26 protein-coding genes and 1 pseudogene are annotated in these 26,255 nt (G+C 48.1%); 22 read left to right on the forward strand and 5 right to left on the reverse strand.

All coding sequences use genetic code 11. The features are described 5' to 3' along the window. Positions 1–148 precede the first annotated feature (148 nt). From DSM465_RS0115525 to mutY, 4 genes are all read left to right on the forward strand, one after another. Complete coding sequence (locus DSM465_RS0115525; RefSeq protein WP_029761750.1) at positions 149–496, forward strand: DUF2294 domain-containing protein; 348 nt, start codon at positions 149–151, stop codon at positions 494–496. 264 nt (positions 497–760) lie between these two features. Further along, positions 761–1,552 carry a formate dehydrogenase accessory sulfurtransferase FdhD gene (gene fdhD / locus DSM465_RS0115530; RefSeq protein WP_029761751.1) on the forward strand — a complete coding sequence of 264 codons (792 nt, stop codon included), beginning with the start codon at positions 761–763 and terminating at the stop codon, positions 1,550–1,552. A gap of 16 nt (positions 1,553–1,568) precedes the next feature. After that, positions 1,569–2,846, forward strand: coding sequence for an L-lactate MFS transporter (locus DSM465_RS0115535; protein ID WP_029761752.1), 1,278 nt, complete (start codon positions 1,569–1,571; stop codon positions 2,844–2,846). 440 nt (positions 2,847–3,286) lie between these two features. After that, a complete protein-coding gene (gene mutY, locus DSM465_RS0115540) occupies positions 3,287–4,387 on the forward strand; it encodes an A/G-specific adenine glycosylase (RefSeq protein ID WP_029761753.1) in 1,101 nt (366 codons plus the stop codon). On the opposite strand, the gene DSM465_RS0115545 is transcribed toward mutY, so the two are convergent. Further along, positions 4,384–4,608 carry a hypothetical protein gene (locus DSM465_RS0115545; RefSeq protein ID WP_008881554.1) on the reverse strand — a complete coding sequence of 75 codons (225 nt, stop codon included), beginning with the start codon at positions 4,606–4,608 and terminating at the stop codon, positions 4,384–4,386. The two genes, mutY and DSM465_RS0115545, sit on opposite strands and share 4 nt — an antisense overlap. A 60-nt stretch (positions 4,609–4,668) precedes the next feature. On the opposite strand from DSM465_RS0115545, the gene fabL reads away from it, so the two are divergent. The 10 genes and pseudogenes from fabL (at position 4,669) to nikC (ending at position 14,382) form a co-directional block, all read left to right on the forward strand. Next, the gene (gene fabL / locus DSM465_RS0115550) at positions 4,669–5,418 is read left to right on the forward strand and encodes an enoyl-[acyl-carrier-protein] reductase FabL (protein ID WP_008881553.1); all 750 of its coding nucleotides are present in this window, start codon (positions 4,669–4,671) and stop codon (positions 5,416–5,418) included. Positions 5,419–5,476: 58 nt separating this feature from the next. Beyond that, on the forward strand, positions 5,477–5,668 hold the full coding sequence (locus DSM465_RS0115555) for a gamma-type small acid-soluble spore protein (RefSeq protein WP_029761754.1): 192 nt from the start codon (positions 5,477–5,479) through the stop codon (positions 5,666–5,668). Between the two features lie 231 nt (positions 5,669–5,899). Further along, complete coding sequence (locus DSM465_RS0115560) at positions 5,900–6,103, forward strand: YgaB family protein (RefSeq protein ID WP_029761755.1); 204 nt, start codon at positions 5,900–5,902, stop codon at positions 6,101–6,103. A gap of 130 nt (positions 6,104–6,233) precedes the next feature. Next, a complete protein-coding gene (gene ntdP / locus DSM465_RS0115565; RefSeq protein WP_011886805.1) occupies positions 6,234–6,767 on the forward strand; it encodes a nucleoside tri-diphosphate phosphatase in 534 nt (177 codons plus the stop codon). A gap of 65 nt (positions 6,768–6,832) precedes the next feature. Further along, positions 6,833–8,576 (forward strand): annotated as a pseudogene (locus DSM465_RS18440) (ABC transporter ATP-binding protein). Between the two features lie 203 nt (positions 8,577–8,779). Next, the gene (locus tag DSM465_RS0115580) at positions 8,780–9,802 is read left to right on the forward strand and encodes an ABC transporter ATP-binding protein (RefSeq protein WP_008881548.1); all 1,023 of its coding nucleotides are present in this window, start codon (positions 8,780–8,782) and stop codon (positions 9,800–9,802) included. Then, a complete protein-coding gene (locus tag DSM465_RS0115585; protein ID WP_008881547.1) occupies positions 9,768–10,736 on the forward strand; it encodes an ABC transporter ATP-binding protein in 969 nt (322 codons plus the stop codon). The genes DSM465_RS0115580 and DSM465_RS0115585 overlap by 35 nt, the downstream gene beginning before the upstream one ends. Before the next feature lie 47 nt (positions 10,737–10,783). Next, entirely contained in the window at positions 10,784–12,388 is a 1,605-nt protein-coding gene (locus DSM465_RS0115590) for an ABC transporter substrate-binding protein (RefSeq protein WP_008881546.1), read from the forward strand. Between the two features lie 70 nt (positions 12,389–12,458). Continuing rightward, complete coding sequence (locus DSM465_RS0115595; RefSeq protein ID WP_011886810.1) at positions 12,459–13,463, forward strand: ABC transporter permease; 1,005 nt, start codon at positions 12,459–12,461, stop codon at positions 13,461–13,463. A gap of 19 nt (positions 13,464–13,482) precedes the next feature. Continuing rightward, positions 13,483–14,382 carry a nickel transporter permease gene (nikC, locus tag DSM465_RS0115600; protein ID WP_008881544.1) on the forward strand — a complete coding sequence of 300 codons (900 nt, stop codon included), beginning with the start codon at positions 13,483–13,485 and terminating at the stop codon, positions 14,380–14,382. A 13-nt stretch (positions 14,383–14,395) separates the two neighbouring features. Here the strand turns inward: nikC and DSM465_RS0115605 are convergent, their stop codons facing one another. The 3 genes from DSM465_RS0115605 to DSM465_RS0115615 all read right to left on the reverse strand — a co-directional run bounded on the left by DSM465_RS0115605 (position 14,396) and on the right by DSM465_RS0115615 (position 18,338). After that, the gene (locus DSM465_RS0115605) at positions 14,396–15,475 is read right to left on the reverse strand and encodes an FUSC family protein (RefSeq protein WP_008881543.1); all 1,080 of its coding nucleotides are present in this window, start codon (positions 15,473–15,475) and stop codon (positions 14,396–14,398) included. 117 nt (positions 15,476–15,592) lie between these two features. Beyond that, positions 15,593–16,591, reverse strand: coding sequence for a class II glutamine amidotransferase domain-containing protein (locus tag DSM465_RS0115610; protein WP_230459244.1), 999 nt, complete (start codon positions 16,589–16,591; stop codon positions 15,593–15,595). Positions 16,592–17,051: 460 nt separating this feature from the next. After that, positions 17,052–18,338, reverse strand: a complete 1,287-nt coding sequence (locus DSM465_RS0115615; RefSeq protein WP_029761757.1) for a glutamate-1-semialdehyde 2,1-aminomutase — start codon at positions 18,336–18,338, stop codon at positions 17,052–17,054. Between the two features lie 310 nt (positions 18,339–18,648). Between DSM465_RS0115615 and DSM465_RS0115620 the strand changes: the two genes are divergently transcribed. The 7 genes from DSM465_RS0115620 to perR all read left to right on the forward strand — a co-directional run bounded on the left by DSM465_RS0115620 (position 18,649) and on the right by perR (position 24,140). After that, positions 18,649–19,653, forward strand: coding sequence for an ABC transporter ATP-binding protein (locus DSM465_RS0115620; RefSeq protein ID WP_029761758.1), 1,005 nt, complete (start codon positions 18,649–18,651; stop codon positions 19,651–19,653). Further along, positions 19,646–20,437: an ABC transporter permease gene (locus DSM465_RS0115625; protein WP_029761759.1), complete on the forward strand. Its 792-nt coding sequence runs from the start codon at positions 19,646–19,648 to the stop codon at positions 20,435–20,437. The genes DSM465_RS0115620 and DSM465_RS0115625 overlap by 8 nt, the downstream gene beginning before the upstream one ends. A 4-nt stretch (positions 20,438–20,441) precedes the next feature. Beyond that, positions 20,442–21,227, forward strand: coding sequence for an ABC transporter permease (locus DSM465_RS0115630; RefSeq protein WP_011886814.1), 786 nt, complete (start codon positions 20,442–20,444; stop codon positions 21,225–21,227). Between the two features lie 151 nt (positions 21,228–21,378). Further along, positions 21,379–22,332 carry an L-lactate dehydrogenase gene (locus DSM465_RS0115635; protein WP_029761760.1) on the forward strand — a complete coding sequence of 318 codons (954 nt, stop codon included), beginning with the start codon at positions 21,379–21,381 and terminating at the stop codon, positions 22,330–22,332. 185 nt (positions 22,333–22,517) lie between these two features. Further along, a complete protein-coding gene (locus DSM465_RS0115640; protein WP_008881536.1) occupies positions 22,518–22,922 on the forward strand; it encodes a potassium channel family protein in 405 nt (134 codons plus the stop codon). Between the two features lie 63 nt (positions 22,923–22,985). Continuing rightward, a complete protein-coding gene (bcp, locus tag DSM465_RS0115645) occupies positions 22,986–23,462 on the forward strand; it encodes a thioredoxin-dependent thiol peroxidase (protein ID WP_029761761.1) in 477 nt (158 codons plus the stop codon). 225 nt (positions 23,463–23,687) lie between these two features. After that, on the forward strand, positions 23,688–24,140 hold the full coding sequence (gene perR, locus DSM465_RS0115650; RefSeq protein WP_011886816.1) for a peroxide-responsive transcriptional repressor PerR: 453 nt from the start codon (positions 23,688–23,690) through the stop codon (positions 24,138–24,140). Positions 24,141–24,166: 26 nt separating this feature from the next. On the opposite strand, the gene DSM465_RS0115655 is transcribed toward perR, so the two are convergent. Further along, on the reverse strand, positions 24,167–24,520 hold the full coding sequence (locus tag DSM465_RS0115655) for a YgzB family protein (RefSeq protein ID WP_008881533.1): 354 nt from the start codon (positions 24,518–24,520) through the stop codon (positions 24,167–24,169). A gap of 408 nt (positions 24,521–24,928) precedes the next feature. Here DSM465_RS0115655 and DSM465_RS0115660 point away from each other — a divergent pair, with 408 nt between their 5' ends. Continuing rightward, positions 24,929–25,807 carry a nucleotidyltransferase-like protein gene (locus DSM465_RS0115660; RefSeq protein WP_011886817.1) on the forward strand — a complete coding sequence of 293 codons (879 nt, stop codon included), beginning with the start codon at positions 24,929–24,931 and terminating at the stop codon, positions 25,805–25,807. Positions 25,808–26,255: the final 448 nt, after the last annotated feature.

The raw sequence follows: 26,255 nt of genomic DNA on the forward strand, positions 1-26,255 counted from the left end.
CTAGATTCGTAGAAAAATAACAAGAGAAACCTTATTATTTTTCCACTATATACACATCTGTTATAGTTTATTATAGTATGGAGAAACATAGAACACAATGGATGAACAGGAAGTTTTTCAAACGTTGGCGAAAGGAGAGGGGATGGAGATGTCGAGAAAAGAAGCCGCGTTTAATGATATTGTGCGCAAAGTGCGTAAACAGTTGTTTGGCAAAGGACCGGAACGGATTAAAACGTATTTTGTCGACAACTTGGCGATCTCCATTTTGCATGGCAATTTAACGCCGACGGAAAAATTTATCGCCCGCACGCCGGAAGGGCGGGACATGGTGCATGCAGCAAGAACGAAAATGATTCAAGATGTGTATGCCCAACATGTGCCTGATGGTATGGAAGAACTTGCTGGATCGAAACTGCTTTACTTGTTCAGTGATATTAAAGTAGAAGAAGATATGGCCGTTTCCGTGTTTGTGTTTGAAAAACCGATTGAATTGTGACAAATTTGTGAACAATTTTGGTTGTGTTTCGCGATTGTTCATGGTATGCTTATGAATGTAAGTAATGTGAAAATAGGGAGAAGCCTTGTCGGCTAACGGGGGGTGTCCGGTTGGCAGAAAGGTTTCGAAAACGGATGTGCGTTGGTTTCGCTGCAGATCGTACTGGGTGTAAACTACCGCCGCCTTTCGTAAGCAGAAGGATGATTGACCTTCTGTATCGAAAGGCGGCGGTTTTATTTTGAACAAGGGAGGAGGGGGGACTTGTTGGACGGGTTTGTGGCCAAAAGACGGTATATCGTTAAATATCGAAATGGGCAGCTGGCCGAGGAAGAAGATGAGATCGCGCTCGAGTTTCCGCTGACGGTGGTAGTCAACGGGCAAGAGTTTGCGACAATCGTCTGCACACCGGGTCATATCAATGAACTTGTCATTGGTTTTCTGGCGTCAGAAGGAGTGATTCGTGTAATCGATGACATTAAGGCGATGACGATTGACGGGGAGCGGGGCTTCGTGTATGTGGAGCTCACCTCAGACGAGCTCCCGGCAAAACAGTTTTACGCGAAGCGATTCATCGGCTCGTGCTGTGGAAAAAGCCGGCAATTTTATTTTTACAATGATGCGAAAACCGCCAAAACGATTGTCGGCGGCATTACTGTCAAAGCGGATGATTGTGTGTGTTTAATGAAAACGTTACACGAACAGTCAATTGATTTTGCGGCAACCGGTGGCCTTCATAACGCTGCGCTTGCCACGCCGGATAGAATTGTCGTCATCCGCTCTGACATCGGCCGCCATAATGCGCTTGATAAATTGTACGGTTACTGCTTGCGCCATCAAGTGGCGATGAAAGACAAGCTTATTGTATTCAGCGGTCGCGTCTCGTCAGAAGTGCTCTTGAAGGCGGCGAAAATGGGCATAAGCATCCTGTTGTCGAAATCAGCGCCGACGACGCTAGCCTTAGATTTGGCGGAAGAACTTGGAATTACCGTTGTCGGTTTTTTACGTGGACAGGATTTTAATGTGTATACGCATGAGAAGCGTATTATTATCGAATGAAAGGGGAGAAAATGCCTTGAAAAACCGCTGGCTGATTGCTTTATCCGCTGTCGGCATCCATATCTCCATTGGATCGGTTTACGCATGGAGCAACTTTACGAATCCATTGAAACAATTGTTTGGTTGGTCGGATCAAGAAGTCGCTCTCACATTCAGCATTGCGATCTTATTTTTAGGATTATCCGCCGCATTTCTCGGCCATTTTGTTGAAAAGCATGGACCACGGAAATCTGGACTATTGGCTGCCATCTTCTTTGGTCTCGGGGTGACTGGGTCCGGATTAGCGGTAGCACTTGGATCGAAGTACTTGCTGTATTTGTTTTACGGTGTGTTGGGAGGAATAGGGCTTGGTGTCGGTTACATTGCGCCCGTGTCGACGCTCGTCAAATGGTTTCCGGACCGTCGAGGGCTAGCGACAGGACTGGCGATTATGGGGTTTGGGTTTGCCGCGGCAATCGCGAGTCCTGTGATGAATAGTTTGATTGATTCCGTTGGTGTGCAAAATACGTTTTTTATTTTAGGTATCACGTATTTTGTCATTATGACGGTATCTTCCCTTTACTTAGAAAAACCGCCGGAAGGATGGCTGCCGGAAGGATTTCAAGAAAAAGTGAAGGCCGGAAAAGCCAAGCCTTCGCTTGACTTGGCGCAATTGACGGCCAATGAAGCTGTTAAAACGAGACGGTTTTGGTATTTGTGGTTTATGCTGTTTATTAACGTCACATGCGGCATTGCTGTTTTAGCGGTGGCCAAGCCGTTAGCGGTAGAAAGCATCGGCATCAGCCAAACGGCAGCGGCGGCACTGGTTGGCGCCATTGGGGTATTTAACGGGCTAGGGCGCATCGGTTGGGCGTCAGCTTCCGATTATATTGGGCGGCCGAATACATACACGACATTTTTCGTTTTGCAAATTTTGATTTTCTTCTTGTTGCCGAATGTATCCATTAAATGGCTGTTTGTTGTGATGCTGACGATTGTGTATACGTGTTATGGCGGCGGGTTCGCCTGTATTCCAGCATATATCGGTGATTTGTTCGGAACAAAACAGCTTGGCGCCATCCATGGTTATATTTTAACTGCTTGGGCAGCCGCCGGGTTGGTCGGACCCATGTTTGCGGCATATATTAAAGACACAACTGGCTCTTATGAAGGAAGTTTAGCCTTTTTTGGCGGATTGTTTGTCATCGCTCTCGTTTTGTCTTTGCTTGTTCGCATTGATATTCGTCAAATGCGTGCTCAATATGAACAGACAGCCTATGTTTCCACGACAAAAGAACAATCCCATCACGTATGAGTCAACTATTTTTCGGTGAAATCTAACGTAGATTCTTGATGAGAATCACGGACGTTTGTCTGTTGTGTTTGTGAGGAATGCCAGACAAAGCGTAGTAGGAAGGAAGCTACATTCCTATCAAAAGGACTCTCTCCCTGCTAGGATAGTGATTGATCCAAACAGCGGAGGGAGTCCTTCACTAGTTATAAACCTTTCATCCTGCAAAATGGTCTATGCTGTTTCCCCATTCTCATGTTGTCACGTTTTCAGCCTCTGTGTTTTTCCAACTGCCGATGCCGTGATGTGCATCGTTTTTACGTCATATCTTGAGCAAGATCTTCGTCTCTCCATGTTCTGTAGTGGATCACCCAGCCGTTTGTCTTCCTGCATGCTGCAAGTCATGTTGGGGGTTTTTTGGTATAATGGGATGGACAATAGACACCATGGGGGACATAATGAATATGACAACGTGGACAAAACGGTTTCCTGCCCGCGAGTTTCAGCGCGATTTGCTTGATTGGTTTGCCCGTGAGCGCCGCGATTTACCGTGGCGCCAAGACCGCGATCCGTATAAGGTTTGGGTATCGGAAGTCATGTTGCAGCAGACGCGCGTCGAGACAGTGATTCCGTATTTTGAAAAGTTTATCAGGCAATTTCCGACGCTAGAGGCGCTCGCTGACGCCGATGAAGACGAAGTGCTGAAAGCGTGGGAAGGGCTCGGCTATTACTCGCGTGTGCGCAACTTGCATGCAGCGGTAAAAGAAGTGAAAGAGCGCTACGGAGGAAAAGTGCCGGATAATCCGGATGAGTTTTCGAAGTTGAAAGGAGTCGGTCCGTATACGGTCGGGGCTGTATTGAGCCTCGCCTACGGCGTGCCAGAGCCAGCGGTCGATGGTAACGTCATGCGTGTGTTGTCTCGTTTGTTTTTGGTGACGGATGACATTGCTAAGGCGTCAACACGAAAGCGGTTTGAACAGATTGTCCGTGAAATTATGGCGTATGAACAGCCTGGGGCATTTAATGAAGCGTTGATTGAGCTGGGTGCTCTTGTTTGTACGCCGCGCCGCCCATCGTGCCTTCTTTGCCCGGTGCAAGCTCATTGCCGGGCGTTCGCGGAAGGGGTGCCAGAGGAACTGCCGGTGAAAACGAAAAAAACAGCGGTGAAACAAGTGCCCCTTGCGGTCGCGGTGCTGACTGACCAAGATGGGCGCATTCTGATTCGCAAACGTGATCATACCGGTCTGCTGGCAAACTTGTGGGAATTTCCAAGCTGTGAAATGAAGGGCGAAGGTGAGACAGAGAATTTGGAAAGGGCGTTTTTGAACGAGCAAGGTCTCGACGTCAAGCTTGGTGAACCTATCGCTTCGTTTGATCATGTTTTTTCCCACTTAGTTTGGAAGCTGACGGTGTTTTATGGACGATTGCTTGATGGCGAGCGGCTGGAGGAACCGTATCGATTGGTGTCAGAGAGGGAGCTAGAGACATATGCATTTCCTGTGTCACATCAGCGCGTTTGGCGGGAATATCAAGAGCACGCAGGCGAAGTGCGCCGCCTGCGTTAATCGGGAACTGGCATCGTGCCATGCGTGTACGTCGCTTCGCGGCGCCCAAGGCCGCCGCGCGCTTCAATTTCTTCAATAATTTCCCGATGAATCGTTTGCCCTTCGATGTTTAAATACGGAGCAATTTGCTGGAATGAATGGTGGAAATAAGCGAGTTCATCATCGGTCCATTCCGTTTTTGGAATCATTGACAGTTCAGTCATATCGCGGCCGACATACATAGGCTGCGCCTCCTTTGTTTGCGGAATTCGGCTATATTATACGTAAAGGAGTGGAAAAACATGAGTGGAAAAGTGGCGGTCGTTACGGGAAGCAGCCGCGGCATTGGTAAAGCGATTGCTTTGCGACTGGCGCAAGAAGGATATGATATTGTCGTTAATTATGCTCGCAGCAAAACAGCAGCTGAAGAAACAGCACGTGAAATCGAAGCGCTCGGCAGAAGAGCGCTTGTCGTCAAAGCGAACGTTGGCGACGTCGAGAAAATTCGTGACATGTTTGCCCATATAGACGAAGCGTTCGGGCGGGTCGATGTGCTGGTGAATAATGCCGCATCCGGCGTGTTGCGACCGGCGATGGAGCTGGAAGAAACGCATTGGAATTGGACAATGAATATCAACAGTAAGGCACTTTTATTTTGCGCCCAAGAAGCAGCAAAACGGATGGAAAAAGTCGGCGGTGGAAAAATCGTCAGCATCAGCTCACTCGGCTCGATCCGCTATTTGGAAAACTATACGGCTGTCGGCGTGTCGAAGGCGGCACTTGAGGCTCTTACGCGCTACTTGGCCGTCGAGCTGGCACCAAAAAATATCGCCGTCAACGCCGTTTCTGGCGGAGCGGTTGATACGGATGCGTTGAAACATTTCCCGAACCGCGATGAGCTACTCGCTGATGCGGCGGCGAACACCCCAGCCGGGCGCCCGGTGAAACCGGAAGATATCGTTAACGCCGTCTTGTTTTTGTTATCCGATGCGGCTGAAATGATTCGCGGACAGACGATCATTGTTGATGGTGGAAGATCTTTACTTTTATAATGTCGGCGGATAGAACGGCCACCTCCGGGGCATAGTAAGGTACGTGGAGGTGAGAGCAATGGCCAAACAACCGAACAAAACATCTGCTGGCACGAACATTCAAGAAGTAAGACAACAAAATGCACAATCGTCGCAAGCTGCTCAAGCTGGCCAATTCGGCACTGAGTTTGCGGCTGAGACGAATGTACAACATGTCAAACAACAAAATGCGCAAGCAGAAGCCCGCAAAGCACAAAACACTAATCAGTAACCGATCATTATAAATGGCCGATGCCATCGAGCGCTAATGGCGGCGTATGTTGCCAAGAGAGCGCAGGCAAGAGGCCGGATAGGAAAGTCAAAAAGCGGAGGCAGTACGCCTCTGCTTTTTTGTCGACAAAAGCTGCTAAGGCTCTACATAATTAGCTAGAGGATTTGAAAGGCGGGTCGCGAAATGATAAAGCAGACGGCAGGACAAAGGGGAAGGGAGAATAGGAGGAGCATGGAACAGATTTGGGTGGATGAACGGGAGGAAACGTTATTTTTGTGGCATGAAATGGAGCGCTGCCAGGAGATTACCCGCCAGTTGGAGGAACTCGAACGCGAAGCGCCGACCATTGCTCTTCGTGAAGAAGTACGGCAAATGAAACAGCAAGTCGAAGCCATTCGCCGCGTGTTTGAGAGACAGATGTCATCTAGCGCTTGAAGCAGGCCGCATCCTTCAGCGCTGCACCGCTAGGCCGCTTTTGCTTCGGCAAGGCGGCTTTCTTTTCATTTGCGAAGTAAACAAGGTATAATGAAAAGAAGAAGCTCCCATCGGAAAGTAGGGAAGAGTGATGCCAGCATACCCACGGGAAGGGAAAATCATTCAAATCCATAGCTACAAACATAATGGGACGATCCATCGCATTTGGCAGGAAACGGTCGTGTTAAAAGGAACATCAGCGTACGTAATCGGCGGCAACGACAAAACGCTTGTCATGGAAGCGGACGGCCGGACGTGGGTGACGCGCGAGCCGGCAATTTGTTTTTTTCACGCCAAGCATTGGTTTAACATTATCGCTATGATTCGCGAGGACGGAGTATATTATTATTGCAATTTAAGCTCCCCGTTTGTCTGGGATGACGAGGCGCTGAAATATATCGATTACGATTTGGATATTAAAGTGTTTCCTGATATGACGTACATGCTTCTTGATGAAGACGAATACGAGCGGCATCGCCGCGAGATGAACTACCCGGATGTGATTGACCGTATTTTAAAAAATAACGTCCAGAAGCTCATTGGTTGGATCCAAGAGCGGAAAGGACCGTTCGCGCCCGAGTTTATTGACAAATGGTACGGAGTGTTTCAGGCGTACCAAAAATAGCGGCATGAAAAAAGCCTGTTCGGCACCGCTGACAGGTTTTTTCTGCTTTTTCAGGGGGGATCTCCATGGGAAGTATCCGTCGTTACTGGCAGTTTGTCCGTCCTTACCGTTGGCATATCGCTGCCACAATGGTTATTGGCATCATAAAATTTTCTATTCCGTTACTCATTCCATTGTTGTTGAAATTCGTCGTTGATGACGTGATCGCCAATCACGCACTTTCACTTGAAGAGAAAACAAACCGCCTTTGGCAGGCGCTCGCCTTTATGCTGATCGTCTTTCTCGTCATTCGGCCGTTTGTCGAATATTACCGGCAATATTTCGCGCAATGGACAGCAAGCAAAGTGTTATACGATATTCGTCAGCAACTATTTTCATCATATGCAAAAGTTGAGTGTTTCGTATTATGCGAACCACCGGACGGGTGAGGTGATCTCGCGCGTTATCAATGATGTTGAGCAGACAAAAGAATTTATTATTACTGGGTTGATGAATTTATGGATCGATATGGCAACGATCTTGATCGCCCTCGTGATTATGGTGAACATGGATGTCAAAATGACGCTTATTTCTGTCAGTACGCTGCCGCTTTACGCGTTTGCGGTCAAATATTTTTTTGGCCGCCTGCGTCAGCGCACCCGTCAGCGTTCACAGGCGCTCGCTGAATTGCAGGCATATTTGCACGAGCGAGTGCAAGGGATGCCGGTCGTGAAAAGCTTTGCGATTGAAGACGAAGAACAGCGGCGTTTTTCAAAGCAAAACGGTCATTTTTTAACGAAGGCGCTTATACATACGAGTTGGAACGCTAAATCGTTTGCAGCGGTCAATACGATTACCGACATCGCGCCGATCGTGGTCATCATCTATGCGGGGTATGAAGTGATCACTGGACAGATGACCGTCGGTACCATGGTGGCCTTTGTCGGTTATATCGAGCGGCTGTATACACCGCTTCGTCGCCTGGTTAATGCCTCGACGACGTTGACGCAGTCGTTTGCCTCGATGGATCGCGTGTTTGAATTTTTGGATGAGCGGTATGATATTGATGATGCGCCACAGGCGATTGAGTGTCGCTGTGTGAAAGGCGATATCGTCTTTGACCGCGTCACGTTCGCCTATCACGACGGTGGGCCGCTGGTGCTTCGCGATGTGTCGTTTTCCGTCAAAGCGGGGGAAACGGTCGCCTTAGTCGGTCCAAGCGGTGGTGGCAAATCAACGCTTGTTAGCTTAATTCCGCGTTTTTACGATGTGACCGATGGCCGCATTTTGCTTGATGGCATGGACATTCGCTCGTTTCGCGTCCGCAGCTTGCGCGATCAAATTGGCCTTGTGTTTCAAGACAACTTTTTGTTCAGTGATTCAGTGAAAGAGAATATTTTGCTCGGCAAGCCGGACGCGACGGATGAGGAAGTCATCGCTGCGGCGAAAGCAGCGAACGCTCACGAGTTTATTATGAGTTTGCCCGACGGCTATGACACGAGAGTCGGTGAGCGCGGCGTCAAGCTTTCCGGCGGGCAAAAACAGCGGATTGCCATCGCTCGCGTGTTTTTGAAAAATCCACCGATTTTCATTTTTGACGAGGCGACGTCGGCGCTCGATTTGGAAAATGAGCAATACATTCAAGAAGCGCTTGATCGTTTGGCGAAAAACCGCACGACGTTTGTCGTCGCCCATCGTTTGTCGACGATCACCCATGCTGATCGCATTTTGTTCATCGAAAACGGGCAAATTGTCGAAAGCGGCACGCATGAGGAACTCATGGCGAAACGAGGGAGCTATTACGAGTTGTTTATGGTTCAACACTTATGATAGTAAACAAAAATATTAATATTATTGAAAAACATAAAAAAAGCGGTTTTGCCTTAGGCAAAGCCGTTTTTTATTGTTTTATTTCTTTTTAGATAATTTTAATTTTTTATAATATTATATTGTATTATAGTATGATGCATGTCATAATTTTGTTGAGAGAGAAAAAGTTTCATGAAATGGGGTTATGAGGGGGGAGGGGGAGGATGGAAGCACCTTTATTGGAAGTTCGGGGGCTTCGAACCTCTTTTTTTACAGATGACGGGGAGATTCCCGCTGTCGATGGTGTTGACTTTTCTGCTCGTGAGGGTGAAGTGCTCGGTATCGTCGGGGAGTCTGGATGCGGAAAAAGCGTCACATCGCTGTCAATCATGGGATTATTGCCAAAAGGAATCGGCAAGGTGGTCGGCGGTGAGATTTGGTTTAAAGGTGAGAATTTAGTCGAAGCCTCAGAGCGACGGATGAAGCAAATCCGTGGGAATGAGATCGCCATGATTTTTCAAGAGCCGATGACGTCATTAAACCCATTATTCACCATTGGCGATCAGCTAGTTGAGGCGATTCGTCTTCATACAAAAATAAGGAAAAAAGAAGCGAGAGCACGGGCGGCAGAAATGCTCAAACTTGTCGGATTGCCGCGCGCCGAACAAATGCTGGATGAATATCCGCATCAGTTGTCAGGCGGTATGCGTCAGCGGGTGATGATTGCCATGGCGATGGCGTGCCAACCGGCGCTTTTGATCGCTGATGAACCGACGACAGCGCTTGATGTGACGATTCAAGCACAAATTTTAGCGTTGATGAAAGAATTAAACCGGACGTTCGGCACAGCGATTATGATGATTACTCATGATTTGGGAGTTGTGGCTGAAATATGTGATCGTGTGATCGTGATGTATGCCGGTCAAATTGTTGAAGAGGGAAGTGTTCAGGCGATTTTTCGACGGCCACAGCACCCGTACACCGCCGGTTTAATTCGCTCGATTCCCGATATCCGTGGTAAAAAGGAGCGTCTGTACTCCATTCCTGGACAAGTGCCGAAGCCGGGGAGCGTTCGCTGTGGTTGCCGGTTCGCTGAGCGGTGTGAATATGTGTTTGACCGCTGTCGTCAAGAGGATCCGCAGCTATATGAAACGGGCGAACAAGGACATCGCACCCGTTGCTTTTTGGCGCTAGAGAAGGGAGGGGGAGTCGATGAGCGACCTGTTGCTCGAAGTGAAAGGGCTTAAAAAATATTTTCCGATTACCGGTGGCATTTTTGGCAAACAAATCGGAATGGTGAAAGCGGTTGATGATGTGACATTTACCGTATATCGCGGCGAGACACTTGGGATCGTCGGTGAGTCCGGTTGTGGCAAGTCGACGACAGGACGAATGCTGATGAGACTGATTGAGCCGACGGATGGTTCGATCACTTTTGAAGGAAAAGAGGTAACGGCTTTATCCAAAACAGAGTTGCGTCGGTTGCGGCGCGATATGCAAATGATTTTCCAAGATCCGTTTGCCTCCCTCAATCCGCGCCATACGGTGGAAAAAATTTTAGAGGAGCCGTTGATTGTTCATGGCATCGGGTCGAAAGAAGAGCGGAAGCGTCGGGTGCGTGAGATGCTTGAAGTTGTCGGGCTCGGTTCGTATCATGCGAAACGTTACCCGCACCAATTTAGCGGCGGTCAGCGCCAACGCATCGGCATCGCGCGGGCACTGATGACCAATCCGAAGCTGATTATCGCCGATGAGCCGGTCTCAGCGCTCGATGTGTCGATTCAAGCACAAGTGCTTAATTTGCTTGAAGATTTGCAGAAACAGTTTGGCCTTACATATATTTTCATTGCTCATGATTTGGGAGTGGTACGGCATATTAGCGACCGAGTCGGCGTCATGTATCTAGGAAGGATGGTCGAACTAGCGGACAGTGAGTCGCTATATGAAGCGCCGAAACATCCGTATACGAAGGCGCTTTTGTCTGCTGTGCCGATTCCCGATCCGGACCATAAAGCGGAGCGTCAGCTACTCTCCGGTGATTTGCCGAGCCCGGCCAATCCACCGCAAGGGTGCGCATTCCATACGCGCTGCTCGGCTTGTATGGACATTTGTCGTGCTCAACGTCCAGCATTAAAAGAAGTAGCGACTGGACATTACGTCGCCTGCCATTTATATGAATAAACAGCAGGCGGTGTGATGATAGACAAAACAAGTAAGGGGGAGAAACGATGAGAAGAAACAAATGGTTTACCTGGCTGGCCATGCTGCTTGCCGTTGTGCTTGTCTTTGCCGGCTGTAGCAAGCCGAAGGAAAGCACAGGGGGCAGCAGCGAAAAACCATCGGCCCAAGACACTCTTGTCTATGGCCGCGGTGGCGATTCGGTATCGCTTGACCCGGCGACAGTGACGGATGGTGAGTCGCTCAAAGTCACGAAAAACATTTTTGACACACTGCTTGACTACAACGACAACGACACATCCGTTAAGCCAGCATTGGCGACGAAGTGGACGGTTTCTGAGGATGGACTGACGTACACTTTCGAGTTGCGTCAAGGTGTAAAGTTTCATGATGGCACGGATTTTAACGCTGAAGCAGTTGTATTCAACTTTGAGCGTTGGGCAAACGGCAATGAAGACAAGTTCCCATACTATGGCTCGATGTTTGGCGGCTATAAAAATGATGAAGGCCATGTCATTAAAGAGGTGAAAGCGATTGATGACTATACCGTACAGTTTGTGCTGAAGCGTCCGCAAGCGCCGTTCTTGAAAAATATCGCCATGCCGCCGTTTGCCATTGCCAGCCCAGAAGCTGTGAAAAAATACGGTGACAAATTTGGCGAACATCCGGTTGGCACCGGACCGTTTATCTTTAAAGAGTGGAAACGAAACGAACGGATCATGCTTGAGAAAAATAAAGAATATTGGGAAAAAGGTTATCCGAAGTTGAATCAGCTTATTTTCGTTTCCATTCCGGACAACTCAGCGCGCCTCAATGCCCTTTTAAAAGGGGAAATCGATATCATGGAAGACTTGAACCCGACGGACTTAAAACAAGTGGAAGGAAACAAAGAGTTTCAAATTTTTAAGCGTCCGTCGATGAACGTCGCCTATGTTGGACTGACAGCGACGAGAGGCCCTCTGAAAAACAAACTGGTGCGCCAAGCGTTGAACCATGCAGTCGATAAGAAAGCAATCATCGATGCGTTTTACGCCGGACAGGCGGAAGTGGCAAAAAATCCGATGCCACCGAGCATTCCAGGGTATAACGATGCCATTCAAGACTACCCGTTTGATCTAGAAAAAGCCAAACAATTGCTCGCGGAGGCCGGATACCCGAACGGCTTTGAAATCGAACTTTGGGCGATGCCGGTGCCACGTCCGTATATGCCAGATGGGCAAAAAATCGCTGAAGCCATTCAAGCAAACTTTGCCAAAATCGGTGTCAAAGCGAAAATTGTGTCATATGAATGGGCGACTTACTTAGAGAAGCTCGCTAAAGGGGAAGCGGATACCTTCATGCTCGGTTGGACCGGCGACAACGGTGATGCGGATAACTTCCTATACGCGCTCCTTGACAAAGACAGCATTGGCAGCAACAACTACACGTATTTTGCGAACGATGAGCTTCATAACATTTTAGTTGAGGCGCAAACAGTCAGCGATGAAAATAAACGCAATGAGCTGTATAAACAGGCACAAGAAATTATTAAAGAAGAGGCACCGTGGATTCCGCTCGTTCACTCGACTCCGCTGTTAGCCGGCAAGACAAATATTCAAGGGTTTCATCCGCATCCGACTGGCTCAGACAAATTTACAAAAGTGGAATTTCAATAATCAGTTGGGAGAGGGGAAGGAGCGCATCTTCCCCTCTTTGTTTACCGCACGTTAAGGGAGGGATACTTGGGTGCTGTCGTATATAGTGAGAAGGGTGCTGATGATTATTCCCGTCTTATTTGGCATGTCGTTAGTTGTGTTTTTTATGATCCGAGCGATTCCTGGCAACCCCGCACAAGTCATTTTAGGACAAAAGGCGACGAAGGAAGCAGTGGCGGCTTTGACCCATAAACTTGGATTGGACGAGCCTTGGTATGTCCAATATGTCAAATATATTGGCGGGTTGCTGCGTGGCGACTTAGGGGAGTCTATTCGCACCGGCGCTCCCATCGCCGAAGAAATTTGGCCGTATTTGGCGGCAACGCTCGAGCTGTCGTTAGCAGCAATGTTGATTGCTGTTGTGATTGGTGTCAACGCCGGCATTATTAGCGCTTGGTTTCAGCATTCATGGTTCGATTATATTGCGATGGTATTAGCGTTAATCGGCGTTTCGATGCCCATTTTTTGGCTTGGGTTGATGGAGCAGTGGTTGTTTTCGATTCAGCTCGACTGGCTGCCGACGTCAGGTCGGGAGGACGTGCGTAACCCCATTGAGCCGATTACCCATCTCTACTTGATCGATACACTGCTCAGTGGAAATACGGAGCAGTTTTGGCAAGTCGTCCAACATCTCGTGTTGCCGAGTATGGCGTTAGCGACGATTCCGATGGCGATTATTGCCCGCATGACACGCTCTAGCATGCTCGAAGTGATGAAATCGGATTATATCCGCACCGCAAGAGCGAAAGGGGTAAGCATGTTTTGGGTTGTGTATAAGCATTCGTTAAAAAACGCCATTATTCCCGTATTGACTGTCATCGGCTTGCAAACAGGGCTATTGCTTGGCGGAGCAATTTTGACGGAAACGATTTTCAGCTGGCCTGGCATTGGACGTTATATTTATGATGCAATCGGTTACCGAGATTATCCAGTTATTCAATCAGGAATTTTAATTATTGCTGCCATTTTCATTTTCATTAATTTAATCGTTGACTTGCTTTATGCAGCGATTGATCCGCGTATTAAGTACAATTAACGAAGAGGGAGGCGTGTGTATGGCTGAATTAGCGCGCACACCGGCAACGCCACCGACAGCGATTGAGGAAGAAAGAACTGTTTCATTATGGGGAGAAGCTTGGCAACGGTTTCGAAAGAATAAAATCGCGCTTGTTGGGACAGGGATCGTCTTATTTTTTATTATGATCGCCATCTTGGCGCCCTGGTTGGCGCCGTATGACTACAAAGAACAGCAGTTGGCTGAGCGGCTGCAACCACCTTCGAGCGAGCACTGGTTTGGAACGGATGATTTTGGCCGCGATATTTTCTCCCGTGTGATTTATGGAGCGCGCATTTCATTATGGGTAGGGTTTTTCTCTGTGCTCGGGTCGATCGTTGTCGGCTCATTGCTTGGCATTATCGCTGGCTACTACGGCAGATGGATCGATGGAGTGATTTCACGATTATTTGATATTATGCTAGCATTTCCGAGCATTTTATTAGCGATCGGCATCGTTGCGGTGCTCGGCCCGTCTTTGCAAAATGCCCTTATTGCCATTGCTGTCATTAATGTACCGAACTTCGGCCGTTTAATCCGTTCTCGCGTGTTAAGCATTAAGCAGGAGGAATACATTATGGCGGCAAAAGCAATCGGTATGAGCGATTGGCGCATTTTGTTTCACCATATTTTGCCCAACAGCCTAGCGCCGATTATTGTTCAAGGGACATTGGCGATTGCTACTGCCATTATCGAAGCAGCGGCACTTGGCTTTTTAGGATTAGGGGCACAGCCGCCAAACCCAGAGTGGGGGAAAATGTTGTCCGATGCGAAAGATTTTTTAACGCAAGCACCGTGGACGATGATTTTTCCAGGACTGGCGATTATGTTAACCGTGCTCGGTTTTAACTTAATGGGTGACGGGCTGCGCGATGCGCTTGACCCACGGATGAAAAGCTAAAACAGGCGGCCCGCTATGAGCGGCCGCCTGTTGACTTTTCGAGCTGTTTCGTCAGCTCCTCATCATAATGGTAATGGTGGAAGCTATCAATTAACTTATCTAAATGCTCAAGCCGATCCCCGTAATCGATGATCGCTCCAATTAAGGAGAACAACCGGTACTCAGCGGGCAGCTGTCCTTCGGAGTAAAAGGTCGCCGCGAGCCGTTCACGCTGGCGGTATATTTCTTCGGCTCTCTTGTTATGGGGAAGCGGTTTTGCCTTATGGATAAATTTCAGCAATAGCTGCTCATGATAGTCAAGCAAGTGGCTGAGATGCAAGCTGATGGCTTGGTGGAGCTCAGCAGGCAGACGTCCGAGCTCGTTTTCAAGGCGATGAAGCCATTTTAATACTGACAGCGCTCGGTCAGCCGCAGCAATCATCTGGCGGTATAAAACGAGCTTGCGCGATTTTTGGAAGCGCTGGCGACGGAAATACGTGCGCTCTTCCTTATACATGAAATAAAGATGCTTGAGTTTCGTCATTTCATCGAGCAACGTTTCGATTTCATCTTTTAAATGATGATGGTCGGCAACTTGTTGCTTATGCAGTCGGATCCATTTTAAAATCGTTTCCGTCTCGCCACTAATTTTTTCGTACAACTTTTTTTCGTACTTTGGCGGCAAGAAAATCAAGTTGACGAGAAAGGCGGCGAAAATGCCGAGCATAATGGTTAAAAAGCGGATAGCTGCAAATTCGATAAACTGGCGTTCCGTATATTCCATAATCGCGATAACGGTCACAAGCGCCACCGAAATCGTCGACGATTCAAGACGCATTTTTAGGCAAAGAGCGATGACGATCATGAGCGTCAAGCCGACGATAAGTGGGTCACGGCCAAGGATGAGAACCGCGGTGATTGCGAACAAGGCGCCGATCACGTTCGCTTGTACTTGTTCAATTAATGATAAGTAGGAACGATAAATGGTCGGCTGCATGGCGAACACCGCAGAAATGCCGGCAAACACTGGTGATGGAAAATGAAAAAGCGCCGCTAAAAACAGAGCCAACGCCACGGCGATTCCCGTTTTAAAAATGCGGGCACCGAGCTTCATCTATGGAAATCTCTCCTTTTCGATTTGGTAAACCATTCTGTACTATACACACTTTTATCTATGAGTTCAAGGGGAAAATATAACGCCCCGCCGAAATCGGCAGAGCGTTGAAAAGATTCAGAAGGCGGTCTTGCTATTGGCGGTGCGTCGGTTAGAGAGGCGGGTATTCATTTCCTGATAAAAACGGGTTCCATCAAGCCATTGTGTTTGCCCGGCAGCAGAGCGGATGAGCGCTAGCGGCTGCCCTGGAGTCAGCGACTTGGCGGTGTCGCCATATGGCTTGGAGGTGATGAACACACGGGAAGGAGTGTCCATTTTCCAAAGCGACTCGGCGGTGTTGGCAATCCATATGGCTTCCTGTTCCGAACAGGCGGCAAAAAGAACATGTGGTTGTTCCAGCGGCGACAATCCGTTTTGTTTAGCCTTATTTGGCATGAAAGCAAGTCCGACTGCTTCGAGCAGGCTGTAACCGTCAATGTAAATGGGCGTCTCGACTGCCGAAATAGACGTTTTAGCGCTATGAACAAGCATGCCGGCTGAACCGAGACGCTTATAGCAAAGAGGCGCGCCTGCTTGCCCGACATAAGCGAACGTAGCAGTTGAGGCGAGGAATGGATGAGATACATCCGGTTCGCGCAGCAATTGGGCTAATGTGTCAGCTTGATAGACCACATGGGTATGGCTAAGCGAGGCGACGCGGACGTTTGAATCGTGCTCCATTGCCGCCATCAAGCGGAACAAACGGTCGGATAAGGAAAACACATCCCTCGGCAACATGGCGATTTGCAAAAACAAGGTATTGTCATCCGAGGATGGTCGGATGGATTCGAAAAGAAGAACAAAGCCGAACTGTTTGCAAAGTTGGCGGAGATGCACCCGAATCGGATCTGCGTCAGCCGACCGAGAAATGTGTACATGGCCGACGATGAAATGATCATTTGTTGCAATTTCTGGGTTTTGTCCGGCGTTGGCAAGTTTCTCCATCCATAGCTTGCGTGGGATATCGAGTTGGATGATGACGTTCCCTTTTGCCGGATGCCCCCATTGCGCAAGTGCCCCAAGGACGGATTGGACATGCTCGTTAGTCGGGATGTCCCGCTTTTCTACTGCCGCCAACAAAAAAGCACCTCGTTGTTCTGCTGCGTTTGGCGAACGATGTGTGTGTTGCTCCATATATACTAGGCGCGGTCGGGAGGGGGTTCTCCCATCGGCGCCGGTCACCTCCTCGAATGGCTTGCTGGATGAAAAATGACAGTCTTAATTTTCAGAATTTGTTGTTTATCATATCATGTGGGTTGCAGGAAATCAATGGTTCCTTATCTTGTGGCGGTATTGTTCACAAAATTGTCAACATCAGCAGTCGTATAAATAAACAGCGCCCGCCTAGCAGCGGGCGCTTGAATGGCAGTGGCATGCCTGCCTAGAGCACTCGTGATTGAACCAGACAATGCGCGGCGTAAAGCTGTTTCTTTACTAATTGAAAAACGTTGTTTTTGAGCCTTTCAAAAATGGCAGTTGTCGGGAAACATTCATTTTTCTTTAGCCTGCTAGAGGCAAGGGTCGCATGCCATGCCGATTATAGTTGTCGGAACGCGCGACCGACCGCGTCAATCGTGTAGGCGATGTCGTCTTCTGTATGGGCGAGAGTAATAAACCATGCCTCATACTTGGACGGTGCGAGATTGACGCCTTGCTTGAGCATTAGCTTGAAAAATTTCGCAAACAACTCGCCATCGCTCCGCTGGGCCTGCTCATAGTTTTCAACTTTTTCTTCTGTAAAGAAGACAGTCAGCGCGCCTTTGAGGCGATTGATAGTTACCGGCAGGCCGCATTGGCGGGCATGAGTCATGATGCCTTCTTCGAGCATGGCGCCAAGCCGGTCAAGATGCTCGTATACTCCTTCTTGTTTCAACACTTCGAGGCAGGCGATACCTGCGAGCATCGATGCTGGATTACCAGCCATCGTCCCAGCTTGGTAGGCTGGGCCAAGCGGAGCAACTTGTTCCATAATATCTTGGCGTCCGCCGTACGCCCCAATCGGCAAGCCGCCACCGATAATTTTCCCCATGGCCGTCATGTCAGGTTCAATGCCAAGCAAGTTTTGCGCTCCCCCGTACATAAAACGGAAAGCAGTGATGACCTCATCATAAATAACGAGCGCCCCGGCTTCATGGGCGATATCGTTCACGGCTTCTAAAAAGCCGGGTTTCGGAAGGACAATTCCGAAGTTGCCGACGATCGGTTCAACCAATACGGCCGCGACGTGTTCGCCCCAAACGTTCATCGCCTCACGGAATGATTCCACATCATTATATGGCACCGTAATGACTTCTTGGGCAATGCTTTGCGGCACGCCAGCTGAATCCGGCGTCCCTAATGTCGAAGGACCTGAGCCGGCGGCGACAAGCACGAGGTCGGAGTGACCGTGATAGCAGCCGGCGAATTTAACGATTTTGCTGCGGCCGGTGTAAGCTCGAGCGACGCGGATGGTCGTCATCACTGCTTCTGTTCCTGAGTTGACAAACCGCACTTTCTCAAGTGAAGGAATCGCTTCTTTTAACATTTTCGCAAATGTAATTTCGTGCGGTGTCGGTGTGCCGTACAACACCCCTGTTTCCGCGGCGCGCTGGATGGCCGCGGTGATGTGCGGGTGGGCATGTCCGGTAATGATCGGTCCGTAGGCGGCCAAATAGTCAATGTATTTGTTGCCATCTACATCCCAGAAATAGGCCCCTTGCGCCCGTTCCATGACGACCGGAGCGCCACCGCCGACTGCTTTATATGAGCGGGATGGGCTGTTCACCCCGCCGACAATGTGTCGAAGTGCTTCTTCATATAATTGTTCCGATTTTGTCCACTGCATCGCTTGATATCCTCCTGTTTCCGATGACTGCCCCTTTATTTTACCATAATGTGCTGTTCACTGTGGCTGTCGTGCTCGCTAGAGAGAAGACATCATTTGGTCATTGCGGGAGACGAGGGGGAAAAGTAAGCCGACAACCGATATAGGATATGCGTTTTCAGCACATTAAAGATATTTCCACAAATTCCTCGCCAGCTTCTAGAAGACAAAACAGGTGAAAATAACATGGATTTATGTATAATTGCAACATAGAAGGAAGGCGGCAGCCTGTCTTCGTTTGTTCACTTCAAAGAGAGGCAGGAGGAGAAGGATGAACGCTATTGAAGTAGAGGAGTTGCGAAAAGAATTTAAAGTGCACAAAAGCCGCTCCGGCCTCGTCGGAGCGTTTCGTGATTTATGGACGCGCCGTTACATGACGGTTCGTGCGGTTGACGGCATCTCCTTTACCGTCAAGCAAGGGGAAATGGTCGGCTATATCGGCGAAAACGGTGCTGGCAAATCGACGACGATCAAAATGTTGACTGGCATTTTGACACCGACATCCGGTCGCATCATTGTCAATGGGATGAACCCGCATAAGGAGCGGGAGAAATTTGTGCGGACAATCGGTGTTGTCTTCGGCCAGCGCTCACAATTATGGTGGGACATCGCTGTTCAAGAGTCGTTCCGACTGTTAAAAAAGGTGTACCGTGTCCCGGATGAGCAATACGCTCGCCATATGAGCGAAGTAATTGAGATGCTTGAGATCGGCCCGCTCCTTGACAAACCGGTGCGCAAGCTGTCGCTCGGGCAGCGGATGCGCTGCGAGCTCGCCGCTGCGCTCATTCACAATCCGCCCCTATTGTTTTTAGATGAGCCGACAATCGGTCTAGATGTGCTTGTCAAGCTCAACATCCGCCAGTTTTTGAAACAGTTGAACGAACGGTATGGAACGACGATTTTATTGACGACGCACGATATGTCGGATATCGAAGCGCTGTGCGAGCGGGTGATTATGCTCGATGAAGGGAAAATCATTTACGATGGTTCGCTTGAGCAGTTAAAAGAAAAATGGGGGCAAGGAAAACGGGTCGCCTTTACATTTGCTGAAGGAAAGGACGCCTCCATCTTGCAAGAGCTGACCGCCGGATTGGATGTTGTCTGGAAAAAAGGCGAACAGTCAAACGTCTGGGTGGCGCACGTTCCATCAGGAGGAGTTCCGGAAGTCGTCAGCCGCGTCGCCGCCCGCTATGCGCTGCAAGATATCCGCATTCATGAAGTGTCAACGGAAGAGATTGTCCGCAATATCTATGAGGAAGGTGCGGTCCATGGATAAATATGTGGAAATGATCCGCATCCGCTTTTTAATGATGCTTGCCTATCGGACAAACTATTATACTGGCATTCTTATTTATGCTATTAACATTGCGGCGTATTATTTCCTTTGGGCGGCTATTTACGGGGACAAACCGTCGATGCAAGGGATATCGCTTGGACAAATGACGACGTATGTTGCCATTTCTTGGCTGTCAAGGGCATTTTATTTTAACAACATCGACCGTGAAATCGCTATGGAAATTCGCGATGGAAAAGTAGCGACCGAGCTCATTCGCCCATACAGCTATTTAGGGATGAAGGCGGTTCAAGGGCTCGGCGAAGGGTTGTTCCGTTTGTTCTTTTTGTCGTTGCCCGGGCTTTTAGTCGTGTCGCTCTTTTTGCCGCTTCAGTTTCCAGAAAACGCCCATACATGGCTGTCATTTAGTTTGTCGCTCCTGCTTAGCTTTGTTATTTATTCAGAGCTGAACTTGCTAGCGGGGGTGGTGACGTTTTTTACATTCCGTAACGAAGGGTTGCTCAGGGCGAAACGGTTTATCATCGATCTGTTTTCCGGGCTCATTTTGCCCGTTTCCTTTTATCCGGATTGGGCGCAACGACTGATGGATTATTTTCCGTTTCAGGCGATTAGCTACATCCCAAGCATGATCATTACGGAAAGCTTCCAAGGCGCCGACGTTCGTGACGGCTTGATCGTGCAGGTGGCATGGTGCGCGCTGTTGCTTTTACCAATCGGGTTGTTATGGCGGATGGCGAAAAAGCGGCTCGTCGTGCAAGGGGGGTAAACGATTGTTTTATATATCGGTCTTTTTTCAATACATGGCGCAATATATGAAAACAAAATTGCAATACCGTACCGATTTGCTCATTGAGTGGTTGTCCGACTTCATGGCTCAGGCAGTCAATCTCGTGTTTTTGCTCGTCGTTTTTGGCCATACACCGCTCCTTCACGGTTGGACGCGCGATGAAATTTTGTTTATTTACGGCTTTTTCCTTGTGCCGTATGCGGTATTTGGCGCTTTTTTTAATCTATGGGATTTCAATGAGCGCTATATTGTCCAAGGAGAAATGGACCGTGTGTTGACTCGCCCGGTGCACAGCCTATTTCAGATCATTCTCGAACGGATGGAGCTCGAATCGTTGTTAGGGGCTATACCGGGATTGATCATTATGGCGTACGCTAGTGTCCGGTTATCGCTGACGTTTCATTGGTATGATTTCTTTATCTTTATTTTACTTGTGATCGGCGGTGCGTTCATTTACGCCGGCATTTTCATTTCGCTGGCAACCATTAGCTTTTTCGCTGATGCTCGCACCTCGATTATGCCGATGATGTACAACATTAGCAGCTATGGCCGCTATCCGATCGATATTTATCATCGGGTCATTCGCTATATTTTAACATGGGTGCTTCCGTTTGCCTTTGTTGGCGTCTATCCGGCTTCGTATTTTCTTAACAAGCAAGAGTGGTATGATTATGCGTTTATGACCCCGGTTGTTGGCGCGCTGTTTTTCGCCATCGCTATAATGCTTTGGAACGCCGGGGTTAGGAGGTACCGAGGGACGGGGAGTTAACTGCCTCGTCCATTTTTTTGCTTAATGGAGGTTGTCATGAAAATGACAAACAACGTCCAAACAATTGCCATAATCGTTTACGCATAGTTTCGATTTCATCGCGTAAAATAATTTGTGAATGTATTCACAATAATAAGAAGGGAGAATAGCGATGAAAAACGGAGGAGGAAACAGAGTAGCGGTTGTCGGCACAGGGTTTGTCGGTTCCAGCTATGCATTTGCTTTAATGAATCAAGGGATTGCTGATGAGATTGTGCTCATTGATGCAAATGAAAATAAAGCCAAGGGCGATGCGATGGATTTAAACCATGGGAAAGTGTTTGCACCGAATCCCACCAACATTTGGTATGGGGATTATCGTGATTGTCGTGATGCTGATTTAGTCGTCATTTGCGCCGGTGCCAACCAAAAACCAGGTGAGACGAGGCTCGATCTAGTCGATAAAAATATCGCCATTTTCCGTTCGATTGTCGAATCGGTTATGGCGTCCGGGTTTCAAGGGTTGTTTCTTGTCGCTACCAATCCGGTCGACATTTTGACCTACGCGACATGGAAGTTCAGTGGCTTGCCTTATGAGCGGGTGATCGGTTCGGGGACAATTTTAGATACGGCACGGTTCCGCTTTTTGTTAGGTGAGTACTTCGATATTGCCCCGACGAATGTACATGCCTACATTATTGGCGAACACGGCGATACTGAGCTTCCGGTCTGGAGTCAGGCTGATATCGGCGGCGTGCCGATCCGCAAGTTGATCGAATCAAAAGGAGAGCAGGCAAGGGAAGAGCTGGAGCGCATTTTTGTCAACGTTCGTGATGCCGCTTATCAAATTATCGAGAAAAAAGGGGCGACGTACTACGGCATTGCCATGGGGCTCGCCCGCGTGACGCGCGCCATTTTGCATAACGAAAACGCTATTTTGACCGTCTCGGCTTACTTAGACGGTTTATATGGCGAACGTGACGTCTATATCGGTGTACCGGCGGTCATCAACCGTCATGGTATTCGCGAAGTGATTGAGCTTGAGCTAGACGATAACGAGCAAAAATGGTTTCAACATAGCGCAGCGACACTGAAAGGTGTGTTGGCTCGCTCCTTTGCGCAGTAAGTCAAGGCGTTAACTTTCTACAAAAATGGAGAAGGGCTCTGCTAAACGGGTAGTCTAGGCAGGCAGCGTAGCTTGACGCTGCTGTTTCAAGTACGATCACTATCGAGATCGCGGCGGTTCACTCCGTCATAATTGTCCATTCGGCCACGTATATATGAACAACGGACAAGGATGGAGGGAATGTGATGGATTACGCCTTCCTCGGAGTGGTTACCGCCGTACTGCTCGGTAGCATCACCTCAATTTGGACAGCGCGCGTTCAAGCGACGCACCGCCTCTCACTCGACAGTCTGTGGGTGCTCGTTCAATGGTATGTAACGATGCTGCTCGGTTTTGCCATGATTTATATGATTTTGCAGGTGAATGGCCATGCAGTGTTCACTCCGTCCTCAAATAGCGACGTGGATAACCGCTTGTCTTTGCTTGGGGATAGCTTGTACTTAAGCGGCATAACGCTCTTATCAGTGGGATACGGAGATGTGACCCCGATCGGCATCGGACGGTGGATCGCGATCACTGAGGCGTTGCTCGGCTACATTATGCCAGCTGTCATCGTAGCGCGCACCGTATTTGATTGGGACCGCCGCTAACAGTTGCAATTTTCTTCCCGCTCCGTTACGCTAAAAGAAAATAAAGCAGACGGAGGGAACGTCATGATAATTGCCATTGGCCAACCAGCCCCGGATTTCACCTTGCCGGCAAGCAACGGGAAAATGGTTTCGCTTTCAGACTTCCGAGGCCAATATGTCGTGCTTTATTTTTATCCGAAAGACATGACGCCTGGATGCACGACTGAAGCATGTGACTTTCGTGACCGCTATGAGCAGTTTACCAGGTTGAATGCCGTTATTTTAGGGGTAAGCACGGACCCAGTTAAGCGGCATGAAACGTTTATTGAGAAATATCAACTGCCGTTTTTGCTTCTTTCCGATGAACAACATCACGTAGCAGAACTATATGGGGTTTGGAAGAAAAAGCGGAATTTTGGTAAGGAATATATGGGCATTGAGCGCTCGACATTCATTATTGCTCCCGATGGAACGTTGGTAAAGGAATGGCGCGGGGTGAAAGTAAAAGGACACGTCGATGAGGCGCTTGCGGAAGTTGCCCAATTGGCCTCATCTAGGTAAGCGTCCAAGCGACATAAACTGTTTTACATATGATACATAGTAACCTCCTCAAATGAATGAAATGTGGTGGGCGGAAAATATTTCTGCCCCCTTTTTTTGTTAAAAGAACGTTTAAGCCCATATATTAATGGTATCTATATTGACAAAAGGCATACATTCCTTGTAGACTAATTATAAATATTATAAAATGATAATTTTTTTTATCTTTTGCAGAGAGTGAGGTGCATGACGGTGTCTGTCAACGAGCAACTGAAGGAAGCGCTGGACATGCTGAAAAAGACGGGCATACGCATCACGCCACAGCGTCATGCGATATTGGAGTATTTGATCAGCTCGATGTCCCATCCGACGGCTGATGAAATATATAAAGCGCTCGAAGGGAAATTTCCTAATATGAGCGTAGCTACCGTCTACAATAACTTGCGCGTCTTTAAAGAGGTCGGGCTTGTCAAAGAGTTGACATACGGTGATTCGTCAAGCCGGTTCGATTTTGTCACATCCAATCATTATCACGTCATTTGTGAACAGTGTGGCAAAATCGTGGATTTTCATTATCCAGCGCTCGATGAAGTTGAGCAGCTAGCTGCTCATGTTACTGGATTTAAAGTCGATCATCATCGCATGGAAGTGTATGGAGTATGCCCTGACTGTCAAAACGAGAAGGGGCGGACACATTAAAAAAGCTGATAGCGCGACAGCGGCTATCAGTTTTTTCTTTTTTTATTGTATTTCTCATCGAATTCTTTTCCTTCAAGTTCGCGATCCAACGTCAGGGGCTCGCGGCAAAACATACATAAATCAACGCGTCCAAGCATTTTCGTCACCTTACCGCATGATGGACAAACGACTTGGACAGCTCTCGTTGAGAGTGTACCGATCCAAAAGTACACGATGCCACTTGCGACGAGAAATAAAAGTCCAAGCACCATAAACAGCGTCATGATGATCGGGGACGTGCGGAAAAACAGCCCAAGATACATGACGATGACGCCGACGAAAATCAAGCTTAAAGCAAATGTGCGAATTTTGTTGATTTTACTCGAATATTTGATACCCATGGTCGTCCCTCCTACATACATCACTATACCATAAAACAGGGGACAATCGTGAAGGAGAAATCAACAAAATTGATGGGCGTTTTTTACTCAGAATAGAGGAATTTCTCGTCTTTTGTCGAATAACGAACGACAACAACGAATTCTCATCTTTGCCGAGGAACGAACGATAGCAATAAGACATAGATTGTGGGATGCATGTAATCGCAGCATAAACGGCCGCTAGCAACATTTTTGTTATCTGTATAAAACAAGGTTGAATCATTGACGACGTTGGAAGGGAGGAAGCCGTTACAGAAAAACAACTGGCCCCAAAAGTGAAAGAAAATATGCTCTCTCCGTCGATTTTTTTGAGGGGGAGAGCTCGGAAGATGTCACAGTTTTACCTGTTTTCTGTAACGGGAACGATTTATGGAAGAATTGCTGCGTCCCATTTATCAAGAATGGGCAAGCCGTTGCAATACGCTCGGAATTTTACTGATTGAGAAAAATGAGGGACATGAGACGGTGACAGATACGTTTGATGCGTTGTTGCTCGTCATTGTCGATTTGCAAAGTGAGCCATTGTTTTTAAAGCATTACTCGATTAATGGTGAGAAGGCAGCACTTTATGCAGTGAATGAACAAAAATTAAACGAATGGTTTGTTCTCGGGTCACATCGAAAGGCCGTCGATTGGGTATTCAATGGAAAAATCGTGTTTGACCGCAATGACTACGTTTGGCAGTTGCGTCAACGTCTTGAGCAATTTCCTCCTAGGGAACGGCAGCTGAAAATGGGATTGGAATTTGCCAAACTGATTCGTCGTTATACTGATGGCAAGGCACTGTTTAGCGCTCGACATTGGCTTGATTCATACAACCATATGATGCACGCCTTGCACCATTTAGCACGGTTAACAGTCATCGAGCATGGCCTTTATCCGGAAGTGACGGTATGGAATCAAGTAAAGCAAATGGATGGGCAAATTTATAAATTATATGAGGAGTTAGTCGGTAGCGAAGAACCGCTTCCAAAACGACTCGAGCTTCTGTTGCTGGCGAGCGAATTTTTAATTCATTCTTTTGTGGCACCAGGATCCTCCCATTTATGTGAGGTGCTAAAGCAAAAAGAGGGAGCGTGGAGTATCGAGGAAATGACCCACCACCCACAGTTTGCCCCCTATTCGGTCGACCTTACCATCATGCTTGAATATTTAGTAGAAAGAAAAGTGTTAAGTGCGGTAGAGGTACCGACAAATGGGGAAAAAATGTTTGAACGTTATTATACTTTGCAGGAAGAGAAAAACTGATGAGCCTTTCCGTCTGGGCTCCCCTTTGTTTAACCTGTTTCAGAAAGAGGTTCCTCAACTTTGAGGGGGAAGTGTCATTGTACGGAATCACACCCGTTAACTTTTTGTAATGAGACGGGGGAACCCGAGCGCACCGCCTTCGCTATCGTAGGCGGAAGGAGCGTATCAATTTCGGTTAGGCATGAAAGTTTAGATCATGAACACAGAATGGTTGAAGAAATTTCGGCAGCCCAGCAAAGATGGGCTGTCTATCCAAAAAAGTAAAAAAAGCTATTGACTTCTATGTCGAACGATGATATATTTTAAATCGCTGCCGCGACGAAAAAACGTTGCGAAGCAAGATGAATAAAAAAGTGTTGACAACTCATAATAAACATGCTAACATATAGAAGTCGCTTCGAGAGAGCGAAAAACAAACTTGTTCCTTGAAAACTGAACGAAACGAAGC

This window comes from Geobacillus thermodenitrificans subsp. thermodenitrificans DSM 465, assembly GCF_000496575.1.
Classification (GTDB): domain Bacteria; phylum Bacillota; class Bacilli; order Bacillales; family Anoxybacillaceae; genus Geobacillus; species Geobacillus thermodenitrificans.